This window comes from Mesorhizobium sp. BR1-1-15 (assembly GCF_020165475.1).
Taxonomy (GTDB): Bacteria; Pseudomonadota; Alphaproteobacteria; order Rhizobiales; family Rhizobiaceae; genus Mesorhizobium.
Map to the genome: position 1 here is coordinate 470,062 of NZ_JAIUIF010000003.1, position 21,526 is coordinate 491,587.

25 protein-coding genes are annotated in these 21,526 nt (G+C 65.5%); 11 read left to right on the forward strand and 14 right to left on the reverse strand.

Annotated features, from left to right (window positions below; translation table 11 throughout):
• Window positions 1-10: 10 nt before the first annotated feature.
• Window positions 11-379 (forward strand): helix-turn-helix domain-containing protein, encoded by a 369-nt coding sequence (locus LB541_RS08500; protein ID WP_224618173.1) that lies wholly within the window; start codon window positions 11-13, stop codon window positions 377-379.
• An 89-nt stretch (window positions 380-468) separates the two neighbouring features.
• On the opposite strand, the gene LB541_RS08505 is transcribed toward LB541_RS08500, so the two are convergent.
• From LB541_RS08505 to LB541_RS08520, 4 genes are all read right to left on the reverse strand, one after another.
• Window positions 469-708 (reverse strand): hypothetical protein, encoded by a 240-nt coding sequence (locus LB541_RS08505; RefSeq protein WP_140491863.1) that lies wholly within the window; start codon window positions 706-708, stop codon window positions 469-471.
• Between the two features lie 334 nt (window positions 709-1,042).
• Window positions 1,043-1,663 carry a transglutaminase-like cysteine peptidase gene (locus tag LB541_RS08510; RefSeq protein WP_224618174.1) on the reverse strand — a complete coding sequence of 207 codons (621 nt, stop codon included), beginning with the start codon at window positions 1,661-1,663 and terminating at the stop codon, window positions 1,043-1,045.
• Between the two features lie 173 nt (window positions 1,664-1,836).
• Entirely contained in the window at window positions 1,837-3,114 is a 1,278-nt protein-coding gene (locus tag LB541_RS08515; RefSeq protein ID WP_224618175.1) for a polyhydroxyalkanoate depolymerase, read from the reverse strand.
• A gap of 227 nt (window positions 3,115-3,341) precedes the next feature.
• Complete coding sequence (locus LB541_RS08520) at window positions 3,342-3,710, reverse strand: septal ring lytic transglycosylase RlpA family protein (RefSeq protein WP_140491856.1); 369 nt, start codon at window positions 3,708-3,710, stop codon at window positions 3,342-3,344.
• Window positions 3,711-4,019: 309 nt separating this feature from the next.
• Between LB541_RS08520 and LB541_RS08525 the strand changes: the two genes are divergently transcribed.
• Entirely contained in the window at window positions 4,020-4,193 is a 174-nt protein-coding gene (locus LB541_RS08525; protein ID WP_224618176.1) for a hypothetical protein, read from the forward strand.
• Window positions 4,194-4,200: 7 nt separating this feature from the next.
• On the opposite strand, the gene LB541_RS08530 is transcribed toward LB541_RS08525, so the two are convergent.
• The 4 genes from LB541_RS08530 to tauA form a co-directional block, all read right to left on the reverse strand.
• Window positions 4,201-4,407 carry a hypothetical protein gene (locus LB541_RS08530; protein ID WP_224618177.1) on the reverse strand — a complete coding sequence of 69 codons (207 nt, stop codon included), beginning with the start codon at window positions 4,405-4,407 and terminating at the stop codon, window positions 4,201-4,203.
• Window positions 4,408-4,426: 19 nt separating this feature from the next.
• Entirely contained in the window at window positions 4,427-5,290 is an 864-nt protein-coding gene (gene tauC, locus LB541_RS08535) for a taurine ABC transporter permease TauC (protein ID WP_140649486.1), read from the reverse strand.
• A complete protein-coding gene (locus LB541_RS08540; RefSeq protein ID WP_140649488.1) occupies window positions 5,287-6,060 on the reverse strand; it encodes a taurine ABC transporter ATP-binding protein in 774 nt (257 codons plus the stop codon). The genes tauC and LB541_RS08540 overlap by 4 nt, the downstream gene beginning before the upstream one ends.
• 152 nt (window positions 6,061-6,212) lie before the next feature.
• A complete protein-coding gene (gene tauA, locus LB541_RS08545) occupies window positions 6,213-7,229 on the reverse strand; it encodes a taurine ABC transporter substrate-binding protein (protein WP_224618178.1) in 1,017 nt (338 codons plus the stop codon).
• Between the two features lie 613 nt (window positions 7,230-7,842).
• On the opposite strand from tauA, the gene LB541_RS08550 reads away from it, so the two are divergent.
• The 8 genes from LB541_RS08550 (at window position 7,843) to LB541_RS08585 (ending at window position 16,998) form a co-directional block, all read left to right on the forward strand.
• Complete coding sequence (locus tag LB541_RS08550; RefSeq protein WP_140649490.1) at window positions 7,843-8,313, forward strand: RrF2 family transcriptional regulator; 471 nt, start codon at window positions 7,843-7,845, stop codon at window positions 8,311-8,313.
• 25 nt (window positions 8,314-8,338) lie between these two features.
• A complete protein-coding gene (locus LB541_RS08555) occupies window positions 8,339-9,679 on the forward strand; it encodes an FAD/NAD(P)-binding protein (protein WP_140628372.1) in 1,341 nt (446 codons plus the stop codon).
• A 187-nt stretch (window positions 9,680-9,866) separates the two neighbouring features.
• Window positions 9,867-11,324, forward strand: a complete 1,458-nt coding sequence (locus LB541_RS08560) for a pyridoxal-phosphate dependent enzyme (protein ID WP_140649492.1) — start codon at window positions 9,867-9,869, stop codon at window positions 11,322-11,324.
• Window positions 11,321-12,490 (forward strand): trans-sulfuration enzyme family protein, encoded by a 1,170-nt coding sequence (locus tag LB541_RS08565; RefSeq protein ID WP_140554727.1) that lies wholly within the window; start codon window positions 11,321-11,323, stop codon window positions 12,488-12,490. Before LB541_RS08560 ends, LB541_RS08565 begins: the two co-directional genes overlap by 4 nt.
• 282 nt (window positions 12,491-12,772) lie before the next feature.
• Complete coding sequence (locus LB541_RS08570) at window positions 12,773-13,738, forward strand: GlxA family transcriptional regulator (protein ID WP_140514117.1); 966 nt, start codon at window positions 12,773-12,775, stop codon at window positions 13,736-13,738.
• 168 nt (window positions 13,739-13,906) lie between these two features.
• Window positions 13,907-15,211: a M24 family metallopeptidase gene (locus LB541_RS08575; protein ID WP_140649495.1), complete on the forward strand. Its 1,305-nt coding sequence runs from the start codon at window positions 13,907-13,909 to the stop codon at window positions 15,209-15,211.
• A gap of 115 nt (window positions 15,212-15,326) precedes the next feature.
• Window positions 15,327-16,007 (forward strand): isochorismatase family protein, encoded by a 681-nt coding sequence (locus tag LB541_RS08580; RefSeq protein WP_140491835.1) that lies wholly within the window; start codon window positions 15,327-15,329, stop codon window positions 16,005-16,007.
• Window positions 16,008-16,041: 34 nt separating this feature from the next.
• Window positions 16,042-16,998, forward strand: a complete 957-nt coding sequence (locus LB541_RS08585; RefSeq protein ID WP_140649497.1) for an alpha/beta hydrolase — start codon at window positions 16,042-16,044, stop codon at window positions 16,996-16,998.
• An 18-nt stretch (window positions 16,999-17,016) separates the two neighbouring features.
• Here LB541_RS08585 and LB541_RS08590 read toward each other — a convergent pair whose 3' ends face one another.
• Window positions 17,017-17,394 carry a YraN family protein gene (locus tag LB541_RS08590; protein WP_181168306.1) on the reverse strand — a complete coding sequence of 126 codons (378 nt, stop codon included), beginning with the start codon at window positions 17,392-17,394 and terminating at the stop codon, window positions 17,017-17,019.
• On the reverse strand, window positions 17,387-18,298 hold the full coding sequence (gene rsmI, locus LB541_RS08595) for a 16S rRNA (cytidine(1402)-2'-O)-methyltransferase (protein ID WP_181171610.1): 912 nt from the start codon (window positions 18,296-18,298) through the stop codon (window positions 17,387-17,389). The genes LB541_RS08590 and rsmI overlap by 8 nt, the downstream gene beginning before the upstream one ends.
• A 199-nt stretch (window positions 18,299-18,497) precedes the next feature.
• On the opposite strand from rsmI, the gene LB541_RS08600 reads away from it, so the two are divergent.
• Window positions 18,498-18,677 (forward strand): hypothetical protein, encoded by a 180-nt coding sequence (locus tag LB541_RS08600; protein ID WP_140491829.1) that lies wholly within the window; start codon window positions 18,498-18,500, stop codon window positions 18,675-18,677.
• A gap of 73 nt (window positions 18,678-18,750) precedes the next feature.
• On the opposite strand, the gene LB541_RS08605 is transcribed toward LB541_RS08600, so the two are convergent.
• The 4 genes from LB541_RS08605 to LB541_RS08620 form a co-directional block, all read right to left on the reverse strand.
• Window positions 18,751-19,185, reverse strand: coding sequence for an EamA family transporter (locus LB541_RS08605; protein ID WP_140491827.1), 435 nt, complete (start codon window positions 19,183-19,185; stop codon window positions 18,751-18,753).
• A 98-nt stretch (window positions 19,186-19,283) separates the two neighbouring features.
• Complete coding sequence (gene hemW, locus LB541_RS08610) at window positions 19,284-20,462, reverse strand: radical SAM family heme chaperone HemW (RefSeq protein ID WP_140649503.1); 1,179 nt, start codon at window positions 20,460-20,462, stop codon at window positions 19,284-19,286.
• Complete coding sequence (gene rdgB / locus LB541_RS08615) at window positions 20,459-21,121, reverse strand: RdgB/HAM1 family non-canonical purine NTP pyrophosphatase (protein ID WP_224618179.1); 663 nt, start codon at window positions 21,119-21,121, stop codon at window positions 20,459-20,461. The genes hemW and rdgB overlap by 4 nt, the downstream gene beginning before the upstream one ends.
• Window positions 21,121-21,526 (reverse strand): VOC family protein (locus tag LB541_RS08620; RefSeq protein WP_224618180.1); only part of this gene is annotated, 406 nt, incomplete at its 5' end. The genes rdgB and LB541_RS08620, both read right to left, overlap by 1 nt.

Below are 21,526 nucleotides of genomic sequence, written 5' to 3' on the forward strand. Positions count from 1 at the left end.
GGATGGGATCGTGACCCCGTTCGGCGAGAGGCTGCGGGCGCTGAGGGCCGAGCGCGGCGTCACCCAGAAGGACATGGCCGCCGCCATCGGCGTCAGCGCCGCCTATCTGTCGGCGCTCGAGCATGGAAGGCGCGGCGCGCCGACCTGGACGCTGATCCAGAAGATCATCGGCTATTTCAACATCATCTGGGACGACGCCGAGGAACTGGCGCGACTGGCCGAAGGCTCGCATCCGCGCGTCCGGCTCGACACGTCGGGCCTGAGCCCGGCCGCGACCGAGCTTGCCAACCTCCTGGCCGAGAACATCGAAAAGCTCGACGAGGAGGAACTGCGCCGCATAACCTTCTCTATCCGAGCGGCGCTGGGACGACGGCGGTAGGCCGGGTTTGCCCGGCTGTCGCGGCGGCTGAGCTCCCGATCGCGAAACGGCGGCCCGCCAGCAGCAGCCGGCGGGCCGCCGTGATGAGATCAGTTCTTGCCGGCCGTGCTGCCGCCATTGCCACCGCGGCCGTGATCACCATGGCCGCGGCCACCATTGCCGCCGCCAAGGCAGTCCGATGCGCCGGCGGCGCCGCAACAGCGGCCGCTCCACAGGTCGTTGAGATTGGTGTTGGCGCAGCTTCGAATGGTCTGATCGGCCAGAGCGGATCCGGCCATGCCCGACACCGCGACGGCGGCAAGAAGGGTGTTACGCAGGAAAGCAGTCATTTGAAGTCTCCATGGTTGGTTTCGGTTCACGGCTGTGTGTCGCCGGCCGGGCCGAAATGGTTCATGGAGGGTGGGAATTTTTTGGGGAGTGCGCGCGGCGCGTGACTGCAACGTCGGCGCCGCCCCTGATCCGCCTGCCGGCACCTTCTCCCCGTATAGGACGGGGAGAAGGGAGACAGCCGCGCCCTTGGCGTATTTCTTGCGACGTCGGCAATTGGGGAAATCGTCGATGACAGCGTCTTTCTCCCCGTCACTATACGGGGAGAAATGCCCGGCAGGGCAATGAGGGGCGGGGCCGACATCCGGCGGTTGGGCGCGCCGCCCGCCGCAGTCCCTACTCCACGGACCCGACCAGCACCTGCTGGCCGCCACGGATCGAGACCCAGCGGCCGGTGTTGTCGATCGCCTGGCGCTTGAGGAAATGGTAGCCAGTGTCGTCCCAGGCTTTGACCTTGTCGGTCAGATTGTCGAGCACATAGTCGCCCCTGTCGGTGCGCACCGTCAGCACCGAGTGCCCTTCGCCGTCGGGTTTGCGCACCACGGTGATGAGAAGATCGGCAAGCGATATGCCCATCCGGGACAGCAGGCGCCGCTTTTCCAGCACATAGTCCTCGCAGTCGCCGACGCCCTTGGCGGGATAGGCCCAGACCTCGTCCTTGCCATAGATGTCCATGTCGCTCATCGGCTTGACGGCGGCATTCACCCTGGCGGTGACCTTGGCCAGCTTGCGCCACAACCTGTCCGTCATCGCGGCCGGCGCCAGATTGCCGGGACGGATCGCGCATTCGCGGGCATTGAGCCTGCAGAAATCATAATGGCCGATCGGTTGCGACGCGACGCCGCCGGTCGTCATCGCTCCGGCCGCCAGGGCCGGTGCCACCCAGCCTCCCATCATTGTCGCCAGTCCGGCTACTGCGCACGCACGAAGCGTTCGCGCCATTGGTGAGGAATTCATTGTCCCCGCTCGCCCTTGTTATTAATGAAAGGTTAAGGGCGATCTACAGTCCGTGTCAATTACCACGATTGGGTGATTTGCGACATGGTTACCCGCGAGACGCATGGCAGCGGCACCCGTGCGACAGGCCTGCCCGGCCTGTGCGGCGCTATCGGGCCGGCAATGCCGGCTGCCTATCTTTTGGCGGTGCGGACCAGCTTCGGTTTCACGGCGACCCGGTTCTGGCGGCCATAGCTGGTGATGAAGTCGATGATGCGCGGCACGATCTCGGCGCGGAAGCGCGAACCGTTGAAGACGCCGTAGTGCCCGACCGCGGGCTGCATGTAATGCGCCTTCCTGTCGGCGGGAATGTTGACGCACAGATCGTGCGCCGCCCGCGTCTGGCCAAGGCCGGAAATGTCGTCGTTCTCGCCCTCCACCGTGAACAGCGCGACATTGCGGATGGCCGAGGGATCGATCGGCGTGCCGCGATGCGTCATCTCGCCCTTGGGCAAGGCATGCCGGACAAACACCGTGTCGACCGTCTGCAGGTAGAACTCCGCCGTCAGGTCCATCACCGCCAGGTACTCGTCGTAGAAGTCGCGGTGCTTCTCGGCGCTGTCGCCATCATGCTTCACAAGGTGCATGAAGAAGTCCTTGTGGGCGATGATGTGGCGGTCGAGGTTCATGCTCATGAAGCCCGAAAGCTGCAGGAAGCCTGGATAGACCTCGCGGCCGAAGCCCGGCACCGGCCAGGGCGCGCGCATCACGACATTGTCGCGGAACCAGTCTATGCCCTTCTCCTCGGCCAGAAGGTTGACCGCGGTCGGGTTGCGGCGCGTGTCGATCGGCCCGCCCATCAGGGTCATCGTCGCAGGAATGAAGGGGTCGCCGCGCGTTTCCATCAGCGCCACGGCCGCCAGCACCGGCACGGAAGGCTGGCAAACCGCCATCACATGCGTGTCGGGGCCCAGCACATGCAGCATGTCGACGACATAGTCGATATAGTCGTCGAGATCGAATTGGCCGTCGGCCGTCGGCACCATGCGGGCGTCGATCCAGTCGGTGATGTGCACGTCGGCATGGGGCAGCATGGCTTCGACCGTGCCGCGCAGCAGCGTCGCATAGTGGCCCGACATCGGCGCCACGATCAGAAGCTTCGGATCTCGCCGCCGCCCGGCGGGAACGGCGCGCTCGAAATGCACCAGGTTGCAGAACGGCCGCGACCAGACGGTCTTCTCGGTCACTGCCACGCTCTTCCAGTCGACCACCGTCTTGTCGAGGCCGAATTGCGGCTTGCCGTAGCGGCGCGTGGTGCGCTCGAACAACTCGGCGCCCGCCGCGATCGAGCGGCCCCAGGACGTGTGCGAGAACGGATTGAGCGGGTTGGAATAGAACAGCCGCACCGCATCGGCATAGAGACGGGCCGGCTGCAGGGCGGCGTGGTTCATTTCATAGAGCTGGTAGAACATCCGTTTACCCCGCTGCGGCCTGCGACCGAAGGGGCGGCGAGCAGTGCCTGGCCCTAACTGTCTCGCGGGGAAGTTAACAACTAATTGCTGCGATGCAATACGTCACGTGGCGTGATCTATACGCATTCTTGGTCCGAAGCGTTGGAAATCAGCCTTGGACGGTACAAGCCGGCTCATTGTGCAGGTGCGAAGGCCAGGGGCCCGGCCCTCGGGCCGGGCAGTGGTGGTCAGACGCGCGCCATGCAGACCGCGGTGTGGCCCGAACCGATGAAGCCGAGCTGGCCGGCGGCACCCTTCGACAGGTCGAGCACGCGTCCCCGGATGAACGGTCCGCGATCGTTGATGCGCACCACGACGCTGCGGCCATTGTTCTGGTTGGTGACCCGCAGCTTGGTGCCGAAAGGCAGCGTGCGGTGTGCGGCGGTCAAGGCCGAAGGGTTCATCCGTTCGCCCGACGCGGTCCTGGAGTGCAGGGCGTACCAGGAAGCGCGGCCGCATTGGCCGGCGGCGGAGGCGGCTGGAGTGGCGGAGGCGCCGACCATCAGGCCAGCAGCGATCGTCACCGCGGCAAGCGCGGTCCGGTTGTTGTTATTCATATTTGGGGGAAGGCTCCGTTTTTGACAGGCCCCAGCCGTTACGGAGACAATAAGGCACGAAATGCGGCAATCATCCGGCAGTTCCATGGCATCGGCACACGTTTAGAGTCGCCCGGTAACAGTCTGTCAGTGATTTCCCGACGGTCGGCGATCAACTCACGATGATGTTCCAGCGGATATCCATGTCTTGTTTGACAAGATCGAGCGGCAACATCCAAGTAGAAGATGCTGCTGCGGAACCGATTCCTTTGCCTCTTTCATCGCGGTGGCGACGACGCGACCGATCAACTTCGGAAGGAGAATCCGGCAATGAGACTGATCAAAAATCTGCTGGCATTGATTGTGCTGGCGGTCGGCGCGCTGTGGTCGCTGCAAGGCATCGGCGCGATCGGCGGCGGCCAGTCGCAATGGCTCACCATCGGCATCATCGTCATGCTGGTCGGTCTCGCCGGGCTCGTGTGGGCGAACCGTTCCCGCGGTTGAGCCGCTCTCACTGCGACCAGTACTGCCAGGCCCAGTAGAAGCTTTCGTCTCGCGGCGGCAGGCGGTCACGCCCGGCCGGGAGTCGGACGGGCGCCGGCGAGCGCGGACCGTCCTCCCTTGTCGCCTTGTCCTCCTCTGTCGCCTTGCCATCGGAAGTCAGGCCCAGCAGCCAGGTGCCGAAATGGGCGAACAGCATGGCGGTGGAATGGGTCATCGTCATCTCCGTTTCCCGATCATTCGCGTCCCGCCCACGGCACGAGCGCGCGCTCGATCCTGCGGATGGCGAATTCGAGCACGAAGGCGATGGCCGCGATCACCAAAATGCCCATGACCACCACGTCGGTGACCAGGAACTGCGCCGCCGACTGGATCATGAAGCCAAGCCCGCGCGTCGCCGCCACCAGTTCGGCGGCGACCAGCGTGGACCACCCGGCGCCGAGCGCGATGCGCAGTCCGGTCAGGATCGACGGCAGCGCGCTGGGCAGGATCACGTGGCGGACCACCTGGCGCCTCGTCGCGCCAAGCGAACGCGCGGCGTTGATGCGCTCCTGCGAGACGCCGCGGACGCCGGACGCGGTCGACAAGGCCACCGGCGCCAGCATGGCGATGGCTATCACCAGGACCTTCGACGGCTCGCCGATGCCGAACCAGATGATGACCAGCGGCAGATAGGCGAGCGGCGGGATCGGCCGCAGGAATTCCAGCAGCGGATCGAAAATGCCGCGGCCGACGGTGCTGATGCCGATGGCGAGGCCAACCGGCACGCCGACGAGGAGCGCCGCGACGAGCGCGGCGAACACCCGCCCCAGGCTGGCGGCGATATGCTGGAAGAGCGTTGCGTCGACAAAGCCATCGCGGGCGACGATGATGAATTTGTTCCACACCGCCACAGGCGAGGGCAGGAATACCGGCGACACCAGTTGCAGGCGGGCCGACAGCGTCCAAAGCGCCAGCACCAGAAGAATGGTAGCCGCGCTGACCATGCGCGCCGAAACGCCCTTGCGCTTCGGGACCGGGCGCGACCATGGCACCGACAGGCCGTCGGCCTCTTCGGTCCTGGAGCCGGAGCGTTCGGTGTAGGAGGAGGAAATGGTCATGCCGCCTCTCCCTCGAAGATCGCGTCGGTCAGTTCGCCGCGCGCCGCGGCGAAGCCAGGATCGGCCTTGATGGCGCGGATGGCCTCGCCCGCTGCGTAGCGCCTGGAGAAGCCCGGCTCCAAGGTCCGCACCACCCGGCCCGGCCCGGGCGCCAGGACGACGATGCGGGTGGCGAGCACCAGCGCCTCGTCGATGCCGTGCGTGACCATCAGCACGCCGACATTGCTTGCCGTCCACAGGTCGAGCAGCGTCGTCTGCATGCGCTCGCGCGTCAGCGCATCGAGCGCGCCGAGCGGCTCGTCGAGCAGCAGGAATTGCGGCTCGGCAGCCAGCGCCCGGGCAAGGCCGACGCGCTGGCGCATGCCGCCGGACAGCTCCCAGATGCGCTTGTCGCCGGCATCGGTGAGCTTGACCAGGCCGAGCAATTCGTCGGCGCGGCGCGCCCGCTCGGATGGCCCGACACCGCGCAGCCTGAGCGCGAAGGCGACGTTCTCGCGCGCCGTCAGCCAGGGAAACAGCGCGTCGTTCTGGAACACCACCGCACGGTCCGAACCGGGTGCTGCGATCGGCCGGCCGTCGATCGCGGCCGTGCCGCGTGCCGGCGCGACAAAGCCGGCGGCTACATTGAGCAGCGAGGTCTTGCCGCAGCCGGAACGGCCGACAAGGACGACGAAGTCATCGCTGGCGACGTCGATCGATACCCGCTCGACGGCGGGTGCGGGCTGGCCGTCATAGTGGATCGAGATTCTGTCGAGCACGAGATGCGACATGAGCCCTCGCAGGAGTTCGTTGAAGTCCGCCTGCCCGAAGCCGCGCCTCGTCAGCGGCTCCGGGACAGACGACACGCGGCGTCAGGAAAGCCGCGCGCGTCTCATCGGGGCGCCACCTGCCCGTCGTGGCATGGGGCGCTCCAACGCTCGGGTCAGTTCGAGGCCAGCGCCTCGGTGACGTATTTCGATGTCACATATTTCGAATAGTCCGGCAGCACGGCGTCTACCTTGCCCTGCTCCTTGAGGAAGGCGGACGCGGCCGCGATCGCCTTGACCGTGCCGCCGCCGAGGAACTTGTCGGAGGCCTGTTCTTCGAGTGTCGGGAAGACGTAGCCCTTGAGCAGTTCAGGCACTTCCTCGACCTTGGCGCCGGTCAGCTTGGCGATCTCGGCCGCCTGCGGCGACGCTGCCGACCAGGCGTCGGGCTTAGCCAGGTACTCGGCATAGGCCGCACCCGTCACCTTGACGAAGTCGCGCACCGCTTCCGGGTTCTTTTCGGCAAAGTCGGTGCGCACGATCCAGGCGTCGAAGGTCGGCGCGCCCCAGGCGGCGACCTGGGAGGAATTCAGCACCACCTTGCCTGATGTCTTGACCTGGCCGAGCGCCGGATCCCAGACATAGGCCGCATCGATATCGCCGCGCGAAAAGGCAGCGGCGATTTCCGGCGGCCTGAGATTGAGGATCTCGACCGATTTCGGGTCGACATTCTCATGTTTCAGCGCGGCAAGCAGGCTGTAATGCGTCGTCGAGACGAAGGGCACGGCCACCTTCTTGCCGGCGAGGTCGGCGACCTTCTCTATGCCGGCGCCGTTGCGTGCGACCAAGGCCTCGGATGGCCCGATCAGGCCGACGACGAAGATGGTCTGGACCGGCAATTCGCGGCTCGCCGCCGCCGCCAGCGGGCTCGAACCGACATAGCCGATGTCTACCGAGCCGGATGCGACCGCGGCGATGACATCGGCGCCGGAATCGAATTTGCGCCAGTCGATGGCGGCGTTGGTAGCCTTTTCATAGGCACCATCGGCCTGCGGCACCTTGGAGGGTTCGACCACCGTCTGGTAGCCGATGGTGATCTTGAGGTCGTCGGCAAAAGCCGGGCCGAGGAAGGCGGCGCCGGCAAGTGCGGCCGTAGACAGGAGAAGGATGCGTCGCGAAATGGTGGTGGACATCAAGGGCTCCATGAAACAGGGGAAAACCGGATTGCTTCATGATAGTCCGCTAATTCTATGGTTCTTGTAGAGTTAAATTCTTCTAGCGGGGCCGGATTTGTTGGAAAAAGCTGCCGGTGCCGAGGTCCCCAGGCGGATTTGGCGGCTATGGCGCTTCAAGAGTGGCGAGATCATCACGTTCGGGAAGCTCCAGCCACCGCTACGGCCTCCGATCGCGAACGAGAATTCACGTTGCAGCCGCTTGAAAGGCAAATCCATGCTTCAGATGGATTGGAATTTAAAAACGTGTTCCGCCTGTTCGCGTTTAAGTATAGTAAACTTATCGACATAGAGACTTGGAGGCGACGATGAGAGGTCATACCCATCCGTATCGCGGCGATCGCCGGTGGCACCGGTCTCGGGCCGTCGCGCCACGGTTTGTGTCCCAGGCGTAACAAGTCAGGTCCAAAATGGCCGCAATGGCTTGAAAATCAAGCAAGATCAATCGCGATTGGCTTGTATATCATGTTGGTAGAATTTATGTGTCATGGATGCTTGAGCGCGGCGGGAGGCACGCCAGGCGTTTCGCAAAGGATGGCCTCGAGCCATCGCATGACAGAGAAACGTTCGGATCATGCTCACCAAGAAAGGCAAGTACGGCCTCAAGGCGCTCGTCCATCTGGCACGGATGCCGGCCGGGCAGCTTGCCTTCGTCAACGACATCGCGACCGGCAACAGCATCCCGAAGAAGTTTCTCGACGCCATCCTGGGCGAATTGCGCAATGCCGGTTTCGTGCAGAGCCGCAAAGGCAAGGATGGCGGCTATCGCCTGGCGCGGCCACCGGAGGAAATCAGGGTCGGCCATGTCGTGCGTGTGCTCGACGGCCCGCTGGCGCCGATCCCTTGCGCCAGCCGTACCCAATACCAGCGCTGTGAAGACTGTAACGAGGCGACATGCCAGGTTCGACATCTGATGCTGGAAGTCCGGCAAGCGATCGCCGAGGTGCTCGACCAGCGCAGCCTCGCCGAGATGCGCGACATCGGCCTCGACGACCTTGGGGTCGCAAGGGGCCTCGACGACCTCTCGGTTGCGGTGAAGGCCTGACGCCGGCGCGTCGCACGGGGCTGGCATGAGCGGCCGCGGCAACTCGATCATCATCGTCGGCGGCGGCGCCAGCGGGGTCGTGCTCGCCGCGCATCTGCTGAGACAGCCCAATCCCGACCTTCGCGTCACGCTGGTCGAGAAGCGCCCGCATTTCGGCCAGGGCATCGCCTATTCCACATTGCTCTCCGCGCATGTGCTGAACGTCAGCGCCGCCGGTATGAGCGCCTATGCCGACGATCCCGGCAATTTCTGGCGCTGGCTGGTGGAACGCGGCCTGGCAACGCCCGAGCAGGCGCCGGTCTACGCGCCGCGCAGCATCTATGCCCGCTATCTCGGCGAATTGCTGGACGATCTCGAGGCGCGCGAGAGGGAGACCGGACGGCTTCGGCTGATCCATGAGGAGAGCCTGTCGATCTCGCCCACGGCCTCGGGGGTCGAAGTGGCGCTCGCCAACGGCACCAGCGTCGTCGCCCATCTGGCGGTGCTCGCCACCGGCCATGACGAGGTGCCGGCCATGGGGCAAGGCCATGCGGTTCGGATGGGATCGGAGGCCGACACCGCGCTCGATCCCGACCGGAGCGTCATGGTGCTGGGAACGGGCCTCAGCATGGTCGACGCATTCCTGGCGCTCGAACAGCGCGGCCACCGCGCGGAGATCGTCGCGGTGTCGCGGCGCGGCCTGCTGCCCTCGCCGCACCGCAAGGGCAATCCGATCAAGCTCGACGTCGCCGATATCCCGCTCGGCACCCAGCTTTCCTATTTCGTCGGCTGGTTCCGCGACCTGATCCGGGAAAACCAGAAGGCCGGCATCGACTGGCGCGACGTCGTCGACGGCCTGCGTCCGTTCAACCAGAAGATCTGGCAGAACTGGCCGGCCTCCGCCAAGCGCCGTTTCGTCGAGCACACCAAGGCGTGGTGGGACATCCACCGCCACCGCATGGCGCCCGAGGTCCATGCCCGCGTCACGCAAGCGGTGCAGTCCGGCCGCATCCGCCTCGTCGCCGGCCGTGTCGTCGACATCGCGGCGGGCGACGAGTTCACGGTCCAGGTCCAGTCGCGCCACACCAAGCGGCTGGAGAGATTCGAGGTCGCCCGCATCTATGATTGCTCCGGCATCGTCAGGGACATCTCGGGCTCGTCGAACAGCGTGGTGCGCTCGCTGGTCGACCGCGGGCTGGCGCGGCCGGATCCGCTGCGCATCGGCCTCGACGTTACGGCCAATTGCGAGATCATCGCCGGCGACGGCACGGTGTCCAGGAAAATCCTCGCCGTCGGCCCGCTGACCAGAGGCACCTTCTTCGAGATCGACGCCATCCCGGATATTCGCGTCCAGTGTGCGAGGCTGAGCAAGCAGCTGCTGGGGTAGGGCGTCGGCGTTCTACGCCGCCCCACAAGCCTGCGGGCGATTTGCACGACGGAGCCCGCCCCGGAATTTCATTCTCCATCTAGCCGGTCGATTGGCACGATCTATCTTCTTTCCCACTGCAAAGGGCTGGAAAAGAGGATACGCTGCCGCCCTGCACGAGGCGGCCGCTTGATCATGGAGCATCGATATGAGCAGGCACAAGATCGCGCCCTCGGATAGCGCCCCTTTGGAAAACGCCGCTTCGGAAAACGCAATGTCGCGCCTGCGGCCGCCTTACGGATCGGTGCTCGACCTGATCGGCCAGACCCCCGTGGTCGAACTGACCCAATTCGACACCGGCAAGTGCCGGCTGTTCATCAAGCTCGAAAGCCAGAATCCTGGCGGCTCGATCAAGGACCGTATCGCACTGTCGATGATCGCGGCGGCCGAGAAGGAGGGCAGGCTGAAGCAAGGCGGCACGATCGTCGAGGCGACGGCCGGCAATACGGGGCTGGGCCTGGCCCAGGTCGGCATCCCCAAGGGCTACCGTATCATCCTGGTCGTGCCCGACAAGATGTCGCGCGAGAAGATCCAGCACCTGCGCGCACTGGGCGCGGAAGTGCGCATGACGCGCTCCGATGTCGGCAAGGGCCACCCCGAATATTACCAGGATATGGCCGAAAAGATCGCGGCCGAGCTGCCCGGCGCCTTCTACGCCAACCAGTTCGCCAATCCGGCCAACCCTGAGGCGCACGAAACCACCACCGGTCCGGAAATCTTTTCGCAGCTCGACGGCGATGTCGACGCGGTGGTGGTCGGCGTCGGCTCAGGCGGCACGCTGACCGGCCTTGGCCGGTTCTTCGCCAAGGCATCGCCGAAGACGGAAATGGTGCTGGCCGATCCGGTCGGCTCGGTGCTGGCGCCGCTGATCAAGACCGGCAAGATGGTGGAGGCCGGCAGCTGGACTGTGGAAGGCATCGGCGAGGACTTCGTGCCGCCCAATGCCGAGCTGTCGCTGGTCAAGAAAGCCTATTCCATATCGGACAAGCAGAGCATGCTGGCGGTGCGCGATCTCCTGTCCCGGGAAGGCATCCTGGCCGGCTCATCTTCGGGCACGCTGCTGTCGGCCGCCTTGCGCTATTGCCGCGAGCAGACGTCGCCCAAGCGCGTTGTCACCTTCGTCTGCGACAGCGGCAACAAATATCTGTCGAAAGTCTTCGACGATTTCTGGCTGGCCGAGCAGGGGCTGGCCGAGCACGAGCAGCATGGTGACCTGCGCGACCTGGTGATGCGCACGCACCGCACCGGCGACACCGTCTATGTCGGTCCGGACGAAAGCCTGCTCAACGCCTATGGCCGCATGCGCCGCTCCGATGTCTCGCAGCTGCCGGTGCTCGACGACGGCAAGCTGGTCGGCATCGTCGACGAAAGCGACATTCTGGCCAAGGTCGACGGCCCCTATGAGGGCCGCTGGGAGCGCTTCAACGCGCCGGTACGCACGGCGATGACCTCCAATCTGCATACTTTGCAGGCCAGCCAGACGCTGGACGCGCTGCTGCCGGTATTCGACCGCAACGAGGTCGCCATCATCTTCGACGGCGACGAGTTCGTCGGCCTGATAACCCGCATCGACCTGATCAACCATTTGAGGCGCCGTGCACGATGACCGCATCCGGAAAGAACCGCCTGGCCTTCTCCACCCGCACCATCCATGGCGGCCAGAGCCACGATCCCCTGACCGGAGCGGTGATGGTGCCGATTTACGCCACCTCGACCTATGGCCAGCAGTCGCCCGGCGTGCACAAGGGCTTTGAATATGCCCGGAGCCAGAATCCCACGCGCTTTGCCTTCGAGCGCGCGGTGGCCGATCTTGAAAGCGGCTCGGCTGCCTTCGCCTTCGCCTCCGGGCTGGCGGCGATCGCCACCGTGCTGGAACTGCTCGATTCCGGCGCCCACATCGTCGCCACCGACGACATCTATGGCGGCTCCTTCCGCCTGATGGAGCGTGTGCGCAAGCGCTCCGCCGATCTCAAGGTGAGCTTCGTCGACTGCACCGACCTTGCGGTTATAGAGGCGGCAATCCGCCCGGAGACGAAAATGCTCTGGGTCGAGACGCCGACCAACCCGCTGCTGCGCATCGTCGATCTCGAAGGCGTCGCGGCCCTTGCAAGGCGCAAGGGCATCCTCTCGGTCGCCGACAACACATTCTGCAGCCCCTATTTGCAGCGGCCGCTGGAGCTCGGCATCGACGTCGTGGTGCATTCGACGACGAAGTACCTCAACGGCCATTCCGACATGGTCGGCGGCGTGGCTGTTGTCGGCGACAACAAGGATTTGGCCGATCGCCTGAAATTCCTGCAGAACGCCATCGGCGCCATTTCGGGCCCGTTCGACAGTTTTCTCGCCCTGCGCGGCCTCAAGACATTGGCGCTGAGGATGGAGCGGCACTCGTCGAACGGCCTCAAGATCGCGCAGTGGCTGGAGGCCCGCAAGGATGTGCGCCGGGTCATCTATCCCGGTCTGGCCAGCCATCCGCAGCATGCCGTCGCCGTCCAGCAGATGCATGCGTTCGGCGGCATGATATCAGCCGTGCTCGACCGCGACCTCGCCGGCACGAAACGGTTCCTCGAACGCACGCAATTGTTCACATTGGCCGAAAGCCTCGGCGGCGTGGAAAGCCTGATCGAACACCCTGCGCTGATGACGCATGGATCGATCCCGGCGGAGAAGCGCGAAGAGATCGGCATATCGGATTCGCTGGTGCGGCTGTCGGCGGGCATCGAGGATGGCGACGATCTGATCGCGGATCTGGAGCAGGCGCTGGGGGGCTGAGCGGCGGCGCCCCCCGCTGAGACGAGCCAGTCTCCAAAGCCAGCGCTGCCCCTTACCTGCCTGCCGGCATCCTCTCCCCGTATAGTGACGGGGAGAGGGGCGCTGTGTCTCGATTTGCGCCAACGGCGGCAAGAGGGAGCCGGGGTTGCGGTATCTCCCTTCTCCCCGTCACTATACGGGGAGAAGGTGCCGGCAGGCGGATGAGGGGCAGCGCCAACTTCGCAGAAAGCCAGCCACAACCCCGTTGACCCCAAACCCCATCTGCCCGAATTGTAGCGCCCCATGCCCACGCGCGACACATCTCCCGATACGCCCCTCACTTTCGCGGTGCTGGTCTTCCCCGGCTTTCCGATGATGGCGTTCAGCTCGGTCATCGAGCCGCTGCGCGCGACCAATGTGCTGGCGAAGCGGGAATGCTATCGCTGGATCATCGTCGGCGCTACCCAGGGCGCGGTCGAGGCCTCGAACGGCGTCGTCATCCAGCCGCGCTTCTATGCCGGGGATGCGCCGAAGGTCGACCGCATCGTCGTCTGCTCAGGCGGCGATGCCGATCATCTCGTTGCCGAGGATGCGGCAAGCTGGATCCGCCGCAGCTTGCGCAGTGGCGCCCATATCGGCGCGGTGGCGGACGCCGCCTTCTTCCTCGCCCGCGCCGGCCTGCTCGACGGCCATGCCTGCACCTTGCACTGGACCAGCCAGGCGGCCTTCACCGAGGCCTTTCCCAATGTCGAGCTGAGGCGCGACCTCTATGTCATCGACCGCAAGCGTTTCACCTCGGCCGGCGGCGTCGGCAGCCTCGACATGATGCTGGAGATCATTACCCGCGACTACGGCGCCGAGCTTGCGGCCGGCGTCGCCGAATGGTTCGTGCACAGCCAGCTGCGCTCCAGCGTCGACCGCAAGCTGATGCCGCTGCGCCTGCGTACCGGCGTCCGGAACGAGCTGGTGCTGTCGGCCATCGCCATCATGGAGGACGCGGTCGAGGAGCGGCTCGGCATGGCGGAGCTCACTGCGCGGCTCGGCGTGTCGTCCGACAAGCTCGAACGCTCCTTCCGCTCCGAACTCGCCATCTCGCCCAATGGCTACTATCGGCGGCTCAGGCTGAAACGCGCCGCCGATCTCCTGGCGCACTCGACGCTCGCCGTGCGCGACGTGGCGCTCGCCTGCGGCTTTGCCTCGATGTCTAGCTTCGCGCGTGCCTTTCGCGAGGAGCACGGCCATCCGCCGAAGCTGGCGCGACGGCATTAGAGGTCCTGCTGGCACTGAGAGACGTTGGCGGGACAGCGGGGGGCGACTGGCACCTGCATCTCTCATTACCCCAGCGGCATCCCGCACAACCCACGCGGTTTTCCGCACAATTCCCCTGCCCCTCCTGCGCCATGGTCTGATCTTGCAAACCACCCAAGGTCAGCCCCCATGAGCATCGTCGTATTCGACCCCGACAGCACTGAAGACGTCGACTTCAAGGACCGCATGCGCCACCCCGCGGCGGCCGATTCGGCGGGCGGCATGTGGCTGTCCGACACCGAGCCGTCCTTCATCGATGCCGACGCCCTTCGAAAAGGCCGGCTGGCCAAGCTGCGCGGCTGGATGCGCGAGGCCGGCTATGGCGGCGTGGTGCTGTTCGACCCGTACAACCAGCGCTACGCCACCGGCTCGCGCAACATGTTCGGCTATTTTCTGCGCAACTCGACCCGTTATTTCTTCATTCCGACCGAAGGGCCGATCGTGCTGTTCGAATATCCGCAGAGCTACCATGTCTCGATGGTGCTCGACACGATCGACGAGGCGCGTCCTTCCAAGCTCGTCTGGTCGTCGGTATCGGGCCGCGACGACGAGACCGCCGGTCCCTTCGCCGACGAGATCGCCGAACTCCTGAAGCAGCATGGCGGCGGCTCGATGAAACTCGGGCTCGACCGTTGCAGCCATCTGCAGGCGCTGGCGCTGGAAAAGCGCGGTTGCGAGGTCCGGGATTGCCAGGGCGAGATCCTGGCGGTGCGCGCGGTCAAGACGCCGGAGGAAGTGAAATGCCTGCAGGTGTCGATGGCCGGCGCGGAAGCCGCCGTCTATGCGGTGCGCGAGGCGATCAAGCCCGGCGTTTCCGAGAACGAGCTGTTCGCCATCATGTATGGCGAGGTCATCCGCCAGGGCGGCGAGTTCATCGAGACGCGGCTGTTGACGTCCGGCCAGCGCACCAATCCCTGGTTCAACGAGGCCAGCGGGCGAAAAATCCGGCCGGGCGAGTTGCTGGCGCTCGATACCGACACGATCGGCTGCTATGGCTATTATTCGGATTTCTCGCGCACCTTCCGCTGCGGGCCCGGCAAGCCGACCCCCTATCAGAAATCGCTCTACCGCATGGCGCACGACCAGGTTCAGCACAATATCTCGATCGTGAAGCCGGGCATGGCTTTCCGCGAGATCGCCGAAAAGGCGTGGAAGATCCCCGACCGCTTCGTCGACCAGCGCTACACCTCGGTCATGCACGGCGTCGGCATGCATGGCGAGACGCCCTTCATCGCGCACGCCATGGACTACGAAACCTATGGTCGCGACGGCCATATCGTGCCAGGCATGGTGGTGAGCGTGGAAAGCTATATTGGCGAGAAGGGCGGCCGCGAGGGCGTCAAGCTGGAGGATGAAATCCTGATCACCGAGACCGGCACCGAGCTCCTGTCGCGCTTCCCCTATGAGGATGAGTTTCTGGAGAAGCAGGTTTGACATCCACTGCCCGCCTCGGCGACGCATCGCAGCTGCAGAACGAGCGCCTCATTCCTTGGCGCCCCCCTCTGTCCCTCCAGCGTTTGGAAGTATCTTGGGGGCCAGGCGCATCCGCATGAAAAGCCCTATCTCCGTCAAGCGCGGCACCGTGGCCGCTGTCTTCATCGACCTGCAGGAAGAGCACCGGCAGGACCCGCGCTACCTGGTCGAGGGTTTTGACAAGATTCTCGCCAACGTCCAGCGGCTGCAGGCGGCGGCGCGGCAGAACAATGTGCCGCTCTATCACTGGGCCTACATTGTCGATCTCGACAAGCAGGAGCGGCCCTTTCACCCTGTTGGAACCGACGGCAAGTCGGCCTTCTCCGACAAGAGCGATCCGCTGACCGAGATCTGCCGTGAGGTGGCGCCTGCTGATGGCGAGGCGCTGCTGATCAAGGCCGAGGCCAGCGCCTTCCGCGCGGGACCGGCCGCCGATCGGCTCAAGGCTTCCGGCGTCGAATGGCTGGTCATATCTGGCGTGTGGACCGAGGCCTGCATCGATGCCACCGTGAAGGACGCCGTGGCGCGCGGCTTTCGCGTGCTGCTGGTCAAGGACGCCTGCGGCAGCGGCAGTGCCGCCATGCACCAGACCGCAATCCTCAACCTCGCCAACCGGCTCTATGGCGGCGCCGTCACCGACACCGACGGCGCCTGCCTGCTGCTGGCTGGCGAGAGCGTCGCCGTCTGGCAGGTCGAGGGCTCGGTGCCGCTGCGCTTCAGCTTTGAAAACGCGGCCAGGCTTTACAGCGAGCTTTGAGGCAATGCCTTCCGAAACCGTGGGCAGCACTGAAATGACCGGTCGCAGCAAATACGCGACGCGGCTCGACCCTGCGCTGTGGGCCTATATAGACGGCATCAACGCCTGGTATCCGCCCGAGACGATCGACCTGCCGATCGCCAAGCAGCGTGCGATCTATGACAGGATGTGCCGGGCGCTTCGCCAGCCCTATCCGCCGGGGGTGACGGCGAGCGACGACCTCATCGCCGCCCCCGGCCGGGACATCGCGGTGCGGCACTACGGGATGGCAGGCACGGCCGCGCGGGCCACGATGCTTTATTACCATGGCGGCGGCTTCATCCTCGGCGGGCTCGACAGCCATGACGACATCTGCGCCGAGATCTGCGCCGGCACCGGCTTTGCCGTGCTCTCGGTCGACTATCGGCTGGCGCCCGAACATCTCCACCCCGCCGCCTTCGACGACGCTCTGGCCGCCTTCGAATGGGCGGCGGCCAGAGCGAACGGGCCACTGCTGCTGTCCGGCGAGAGCGCCGGCGGCAATCTGGCGGCGGCGGTCAGTCACGCGACGCGCGCTCACGCGAAGAGGCCGGCCGGCCAGGTGCTGATCTATCCCGGCCTCGGCGGCGACGAAACTGCCCGCTCCTATATCGAGCATGCCGAGGCGCCGCTTCTGTCGACCGGCGACGTCGCCTTCTACCGCCACGTCCGCTCGGCCAAGAGACAGGCATCGGACGATCCGACCTTCTCGCCGCTGCGCGCCGCCGACTTCTCCGGCCTGCCGCCCACCGTCGTCATTACCGCCGAATGCGACCCGCTGTCGTCGGATGGCGAGGCCTATCGCGACCGCATCCTGGCCGCCGGCGGCAAAGCGAGCTGGCACGAGGAGAAGCGCCTCGTGCACAGTTTCCTGCGCGCCCGCACCACCGTGCCGGCCGCCGCCGAGGCGTTCCGGCTCATAATCGCGGCGATCGCGGCACTTGGCGCGGGCGAATGGCCCGTCGAACGCTGAACCCGAGCGACGCAGCCCTCAATTGCGCCCGTAAAACGCGTTCGGGACATGCACAGGCCAGCGCCATGGCAGCACGGCGATCATGTCGAACCGCATCGACAGCCTGCCGTAATCCGGCTGGCGCGACAGCCAGATGTCGGCGGCGCCTTCGATGCGGCGCTCCGATTCATGGGCGATCGCCTCCATCGCTTCCATCAGCGTGCGGCGCGCCTTGACCTCGACGAACAGCACCAGGTCTCCGCGCCGCGCGATCAGGTCGATCTCGCCGAAACGGGTGCGATGGCGGCGCGCCAGGATCCGGTAGCCTTTCAGCACCAGCGCCGCCGCCGCCAGCCATTCGCCGCGATGGCCGCGCCGGTAGGCCTTTTGACGGCTGGCGCTCGGGAGCCTAGCCACGGTCCTCTCCAGAGGCGTCCCTGAGTTCCAGCAGCCGCCGGTAAAGCGCCTGCTTCTGGCCGCCGGTCATCTTCGCCGCTTCCGCCGCCGCCTTCGAAGCCGGCATTTCGGCGGCGAGCGACAACAGCATCCGGTCGATATCGGCCGGCTCGTTCGCCCTGGCTTCGGCCGGACCGACGCACACCACGATCTCGCCCTTCGGCGTATCGGCCGCCGCATAGTGGTCGGCCAGCGCCCGCAGCGTGCCGGTGCGCATCTCCTCGAAGGTCTTGGTCAATTCCCTGCCGATCGCTGCCTTGCGCTCGCCGCCAAGCGCTTCGGCCATCGCGCCGAGAGACTCGGCCAGCCGGCGCGGCGATTCGAAGAAGATCAGCGTCGCCGGCACCGCTTTAAGCGCGTCCAGCCGCGCCAGCCGCTGCCCCGCCTTGACCGGCAGGAAGCCGGAGAACAGGAAGGCATCCGAAGGCAAGCCGGATGCGGTGAGCGCGGCAAGCGGCGCGGACGGACCGGGGATGGGCACGACGCGAATGCCTTGGTCGAGCGCCTCGCCGACCAGCCGGTAGCCGGGATCGGAAACCAGCGGCGTGCCGGCATCCGAGATCAGCGCCACGCTCTGCCCCGACTGGAGCGCCGCTATCAATTTTGGCCCGGCCTCGCCGGCATTGTGCTCGTGATAGGCCGTGGTGCGGCGGCGGATGCCGTAGCGGTCGAGCAGCACGCGCGACACGCGCGTGTCCTCGCAGGCGACCATGTCGGCGGCGGCCAGCGTCTCAAGCGCGCGCAGCGTGATGTCGGCGAGATTGCCGATCGGCGTCGCCACCAGATAGAGTGCCGGTTCGAGCGGCCGGGCCGCGATCTCGGTCTGCCCGATCACATAGCTGCGCTTTCCCGTCTCGCCAGTCACCGGTGCCTTCTCCGTCAGCGGCGCGCCCGCGTCCAGATGGAGCCGCGAAGGACGTTCCGAAATCATCCGCCCTGTTTGGCACGGCCCGCGCCGGGTTGCAAAAGCCGCTGTAATGCAAGGCGAGCGCCATTCCTTCGCCACAGTAGGGAACGAAACCGTCTTTCGCAGATTTAGCCCCTGATTCCCCCGGGAGGACAGGATGGACAGACTGACCATACAGGACGCTTTCGAGCCCTACTATGCAGGCCGCAAGCGCTTTGCCGCGCAAGGAGACGGGAAGCCGCCCGCCACCACGGACGGCAAGCAGGGGCCCGCGCGCCGCCCGCCACCAGAGATCAAGCTACCCGACAACGAACCCGACAGCACGACGGAGCACTGACCGGACGATGCCCAATCGCTTCGATATTTTCATCACCCGTCTCGAAACCAAGAACGCCCGCCACGGCGCAGCACTACCCTCGATAAGCGACCAGCACCGCGCCCGCCGCGATAAGGGCGACGCCAAGCCAGTTCGCACCGGTGAGCCGCTCGCCGAGAAAGACCGCGCCAAACACCGCCACAAGCACGACGCTTAGCTTGTCGATGGGCGCCACCTGCGCCGCATTGCCGATTTTCAGCGCGCGGAAATAGCAGAGCCACGAGGCTCCGGTCGCCAGTCCCGACAGGCTAAGGAAAAGCCAGGTCTTCCCGGAGATCGAGGCCCACGATTGGAATTGGCCGCTGGCGGCGAGGATCGCCGCAAGCACGACCAGGATGATGGCTGTCCGGATGAGGGTGGCGAAATCGGAATTGATGGTCTCGATGCCGACCTTGGCGAAGATCGCCGTCAGCGCCGCGAAAGTCGCCGACAACAGCGCCCAGAATTGCCAGGAGAGCGGCAGGTTCATTCGGATAGCCTCACCGGTCGGGTCTCAACTCAGATACCGCGAAACAGCCGCCTCCAGAAGCGTAATCTTGGCTTCGAGATTGGGAGCAGCATCCCAGCCTACCGTGCCAGATCGGCCACCACGGCGTCGAGCACGATCATGCCGGCGGGCGTGGCGCGCAGGCGGGCGTTGCCGATCGGCGCCACCAGCCCTTCGCCTTGCAGCACCGACAGCCGTGCGCTCGACAGGCCGCGCCCGGAAAACGCTTCGTAGCGCGACAGGTCGATGCCTTCCGCCAGCCTCAGTCCCATCAGCAGGAACTCGTCAGCCTCTTCGGAGCGCGTCAGGGTCTCGCCTCCGGTGACGCCATGGCCCTTGGCCTCGACCAGATTGGCCCAGGTTTCCGGCATCCTCTCCGCGATGGTCACGACGCGGTGGCCGTTCTCGACGAAGCGGCCATGCGCGCCGGGGCCGACGCCGACATATTCGCCATAGCGCCAGTAGGTCAGATTGTGCCGGCTTTCGGCACCCGGCCGGGCGTGGTTTGAGATCTCATATGCCGGCAAACCATGGGCCGATGTCACCTCTTGCGTCAGCGCATAGAGGTCGGCGGCGTGGTCGTTGTCGGGGATGATGAATTTCTTCGCCGCGTGCAGCGCGTGGAACGGCGTGCCTTCCTCGATGGTCAGCTGATAGAGCGACAGATGGTCGGCGGCGTGGCCGATCGCCTGTTCGAGCTCCGATGCCCAGGCCTCCGGCGTCTGGCCTGGCCGTGCGTAGATCAGGTCGAAGGAGAGCCTTGGGAATATCTCCCGCGCGAGCCCGATCGCGTGCAGCGCCTCGTCCACATTGTGCAGCCGGCCAAGGAAGCGCAAATCCTTGTCGTTCAGCGCCTGCACGCCGAGCGAGACCCGGTTGACGCCCGCAGCGCGATAGCCGCGAAAGCGTTCGGCTTCGACCGAGGAGGGATTGGCCTCCAGCGTCACCTCGATGCCGTCGGGCACCGTCCAGTTCTTCGCCGCGGCGTCCAGGACCCTGGCCACCGTTTCCGGCTTCATCAACGACGGCGTGCCGCCGCCGAGAAAGATGCTGGTCACCTCGCGTGGGCCGGTGCGCTGGCGCATCGTCGCCAGTTCCGCCTCGAAGGCGGCGGCAAAGCGCTCCTGGTCGACCGGCTGGTGGCGGACATGGCTGTTGAAGTCGCAATAGGGGCACTTGGCCGCGCAGAACGGCCAATGCACATAGACGCCGAAACCGGGGCTGCGGTCGAGCGGCATGGTGGCGCCGGGCCTGATCATGCCGAACCTGACCTGGCCAGACCCAATCGGGCTTGGGCGAATTTCTGGAAGGCGCGGGCGCGGTGCGACAGCGCCGTGGCCTGGCCGGGCTTCCAGCCGTGTTTTTCCTCGGCACTCATCTCGCCGAAGGTCTTTTTGAAGCCGTCGGGCAGGAACACCGGGTCGTAGCCGAATCCGAGCTCGCCGCGCGGCGGCCAGACCACCGTGCCTTCGGCCTCGCCGCGGTAATATTCGGCCTCGCCATCAGGAAAGGCGAGGCAGATGACGGCGACGAAGCGACCCTTGCGCTGCTCGGCCGAGGCGGCGCCGACTTCCTGCAGCGCCACTTCGGTGCGCTGCATGGCGATGCCAAAATCCCTGCTGCCATCAGGCGTTTCGGCCCAGTTGGCGGTGTAGACGCCGGGCGCGCCGTCAAGCGCGTCGACGCACAGGCCCGAATCGTCCGACAGCGCCGGCAGGCCCGTCGCCTTGGCCGCGGCGAAGGCCTTGATATAGGCATTGTCCTCGAAGGTGGTGCCGGTCTCGTCGGGTTCGGGCAGGCCATAGTCCTTCGCCGATTTCGCCTCGAATCCGAATGGCGCCATCAGATCGGCGAATTCGCGCAGCTTGCCTTCATTGTGGCTGGCAACGACGATCTTTTTTCCGTCGAGAGAATGCATCAAAGTCCCCAGATTCTCGGCTCGGCGAATTCGATCGAATTGCCGGAGGGATCGCGGATATAAAGCGAGCGGCCGCCTTGCGGCCATTCGAATTCGCTTTCGACAGCGATGTTCTTCGCCTTCAGATGGGATTTCCAGCGGCTGATTTCATCGGCGGTCGCCGCAAAGCAGAGATGGCCTTCGCCTGATGTGCCGTGCGGCGGCACTTTCAGCCTCGCGTCGGGCGCGAGCGGGACCTTGGTCGCCTCCGCGTTGAAGATCAGCAGCACGCCGGCTCCGCAACGGAAGAAGAGATGGCGGCCCTCGACCTTGCCGAGAGGAGTGAGGCCGAGGATGTCGGTGTAGAAGGCTTCGGCAGCGGCGAGGTCGGTGACGTAAAGAGCGGATTCAAGAATTGCAGAGGGG

What these genes read in the sequence shown, in the direction of transcription:
- LB541_RS08505 (WP_140491863.1), bottom strand. Translation starts at nt 708, where the DNA reads ATGACTGCTTTCCTGCGTAACACCCTTCTTGCCGCCGTCGCGGTGTCG.
- LB541_RS08510 (WP_224618174.1), bottom strand. Translation starts at nt 1,663, where the DNA reads ATGAATTCCTCACCAATGGCGCGAACGCTTCGTGCGTGCGCAGTAGCC.
- LB541_RS08515 (WP_224618175.1), bottom strand. Translation starts at nt 3,114, where the DNA reads ATGTTCTACCAGCTCTATGAAATGAACCACGCCGCCCTGCAGCCGGCC.
- LB541_RS08520 (WP_140491856.1), bottom strand. Translation starts at nt 3,710, where the DNA reads ATGAATAACAACAACCGGACCGCGCTTGCCGCGGTGACGATCGCTGCT.
- LB541_RS08525 (WP_224618176.1), top strand. Translation starts at nt 4,020, where the DNA reads ATGAGACTGATCAAAAATCTGCTGGCATTGATTGTGCTGGCGGTCGGC.
- LB541_RS08530 (WP_224618177.1), bottom strand. Translation starts at nt 4,407, where the DNA reads ATGACCCATTCCACCGCCATGCTGTTCGCCCATTTCGGCACCTGGCTG.
- tauC (WP_140649486.1), bottom strand. Translation starts at nt 5,290, where the DNA reads ATGACCATTTCCTCCTCCTACACCGAACGCTCCGGCTCCAGGACCGAA.
- LB541_RS08540 (WP_140649488.1), bottom strand. Translation starts at nt 6,060, where the DNA reads ATGTCGCATCTCGTGCTCGACAGAATCTCGATCCACTATGACGGCCAG.
- tauA (WP_224618178.1), bottom strand. Translation starts at nt 7,229, where the DNA reads ATGTCCACCACCATTTCGCGACGCATCCTTCTCCTGTCTACGGCCGCA.
- LB541_RS08550 (WP_140649490.1), top strand. Translation starts at nt 7,843, where the DNA reads ATGCTCACCAAGAAAGGCAAGTACGGCCTCAAGGCGCTCGTCCATCTG.
- LB541_RS08555 (WP_140628372.1), top strand. Translation starts at nt 8,339, where the DNA reads ATGAGCGGCCGCGGCAACTCGATCATCATCGTCGGCGGCGGCGCCAGC.
- LB541_RS08560 (WP_140649492.1), top strand. Translation starts at nt 9,867, where the DNA reads ATGAGCAGGCACAAGATCGCGCCCTCGGATAGCGCCCCTTTGGAAAAC.
- LB541_RS08565 (WP_140554727.1), top strand. Translation starts at nt 11,321, where the DNA reads ATGACCGCATCCGGAAAGAACCGCCTGGCCTTCTCCACCCGCACCATC.
- LB541_RS08570 (WP_140514117.1), top strand. Translation starts at nt 12,773, where the DNA reads ATGCCCACGCGCGACACATCTCCCGATACGCCCCTCACTTTCGCGGTG.
- LB541_RS08575 (WP_140649495.1), top strand. Translation starts at nt 13,907, where the DNA reads ATGAGCATCGTCGTATTCGACCCCGACAGCACTGAAGACGTCGACTTC.
- LB541_RS08580 (WP_140491835.1), top strand. Translation starts at nt 15,327, where the DNA reads ATGAAAAGCCCTATCTCCGTCAAGCGCGGCACCGTGGCCGCTGTCTTC.
- LB541_RS08585 (WP_140649497.1), top strand. Translation starts at nt 16,042, where the DNA reads ATGACCGGTCGCAGCAAATACGCGACGCGGCTCGACCCTGCGCTGTGG.
- LB541_RS08600 (WP_140491829.1), top strand. Translation starts at nt 18,498, where the DNA reads ATGGACAGACTGACCATACAGGACGCTTTCGAGCCCTACTATGCAGGC.
- LB541_RS08605 (WP_140491827.1), bottom strand. Translation starts at nt 19,185, where the DNA reads ATGAACCTGCCGCTCTCCTGGCAATTCTGGGCGCTGTTGTCGGCGACT.
- hemW (WP_140649503.1), bottom strand. Translation starts at nt 20,462, where the DNA reads ATGATCAGGCCCGGCGCCACCATGCCGCTCGACCGCAGCCCCGGTTTC.
- rdgB (WP_224618179.1), bottom strand. Translation starts at nt 21,121, where the DNA reads ATGCATTCTCTCGACGGAAAAAAGATCGTCGTTGCCAGCCACAATGAA.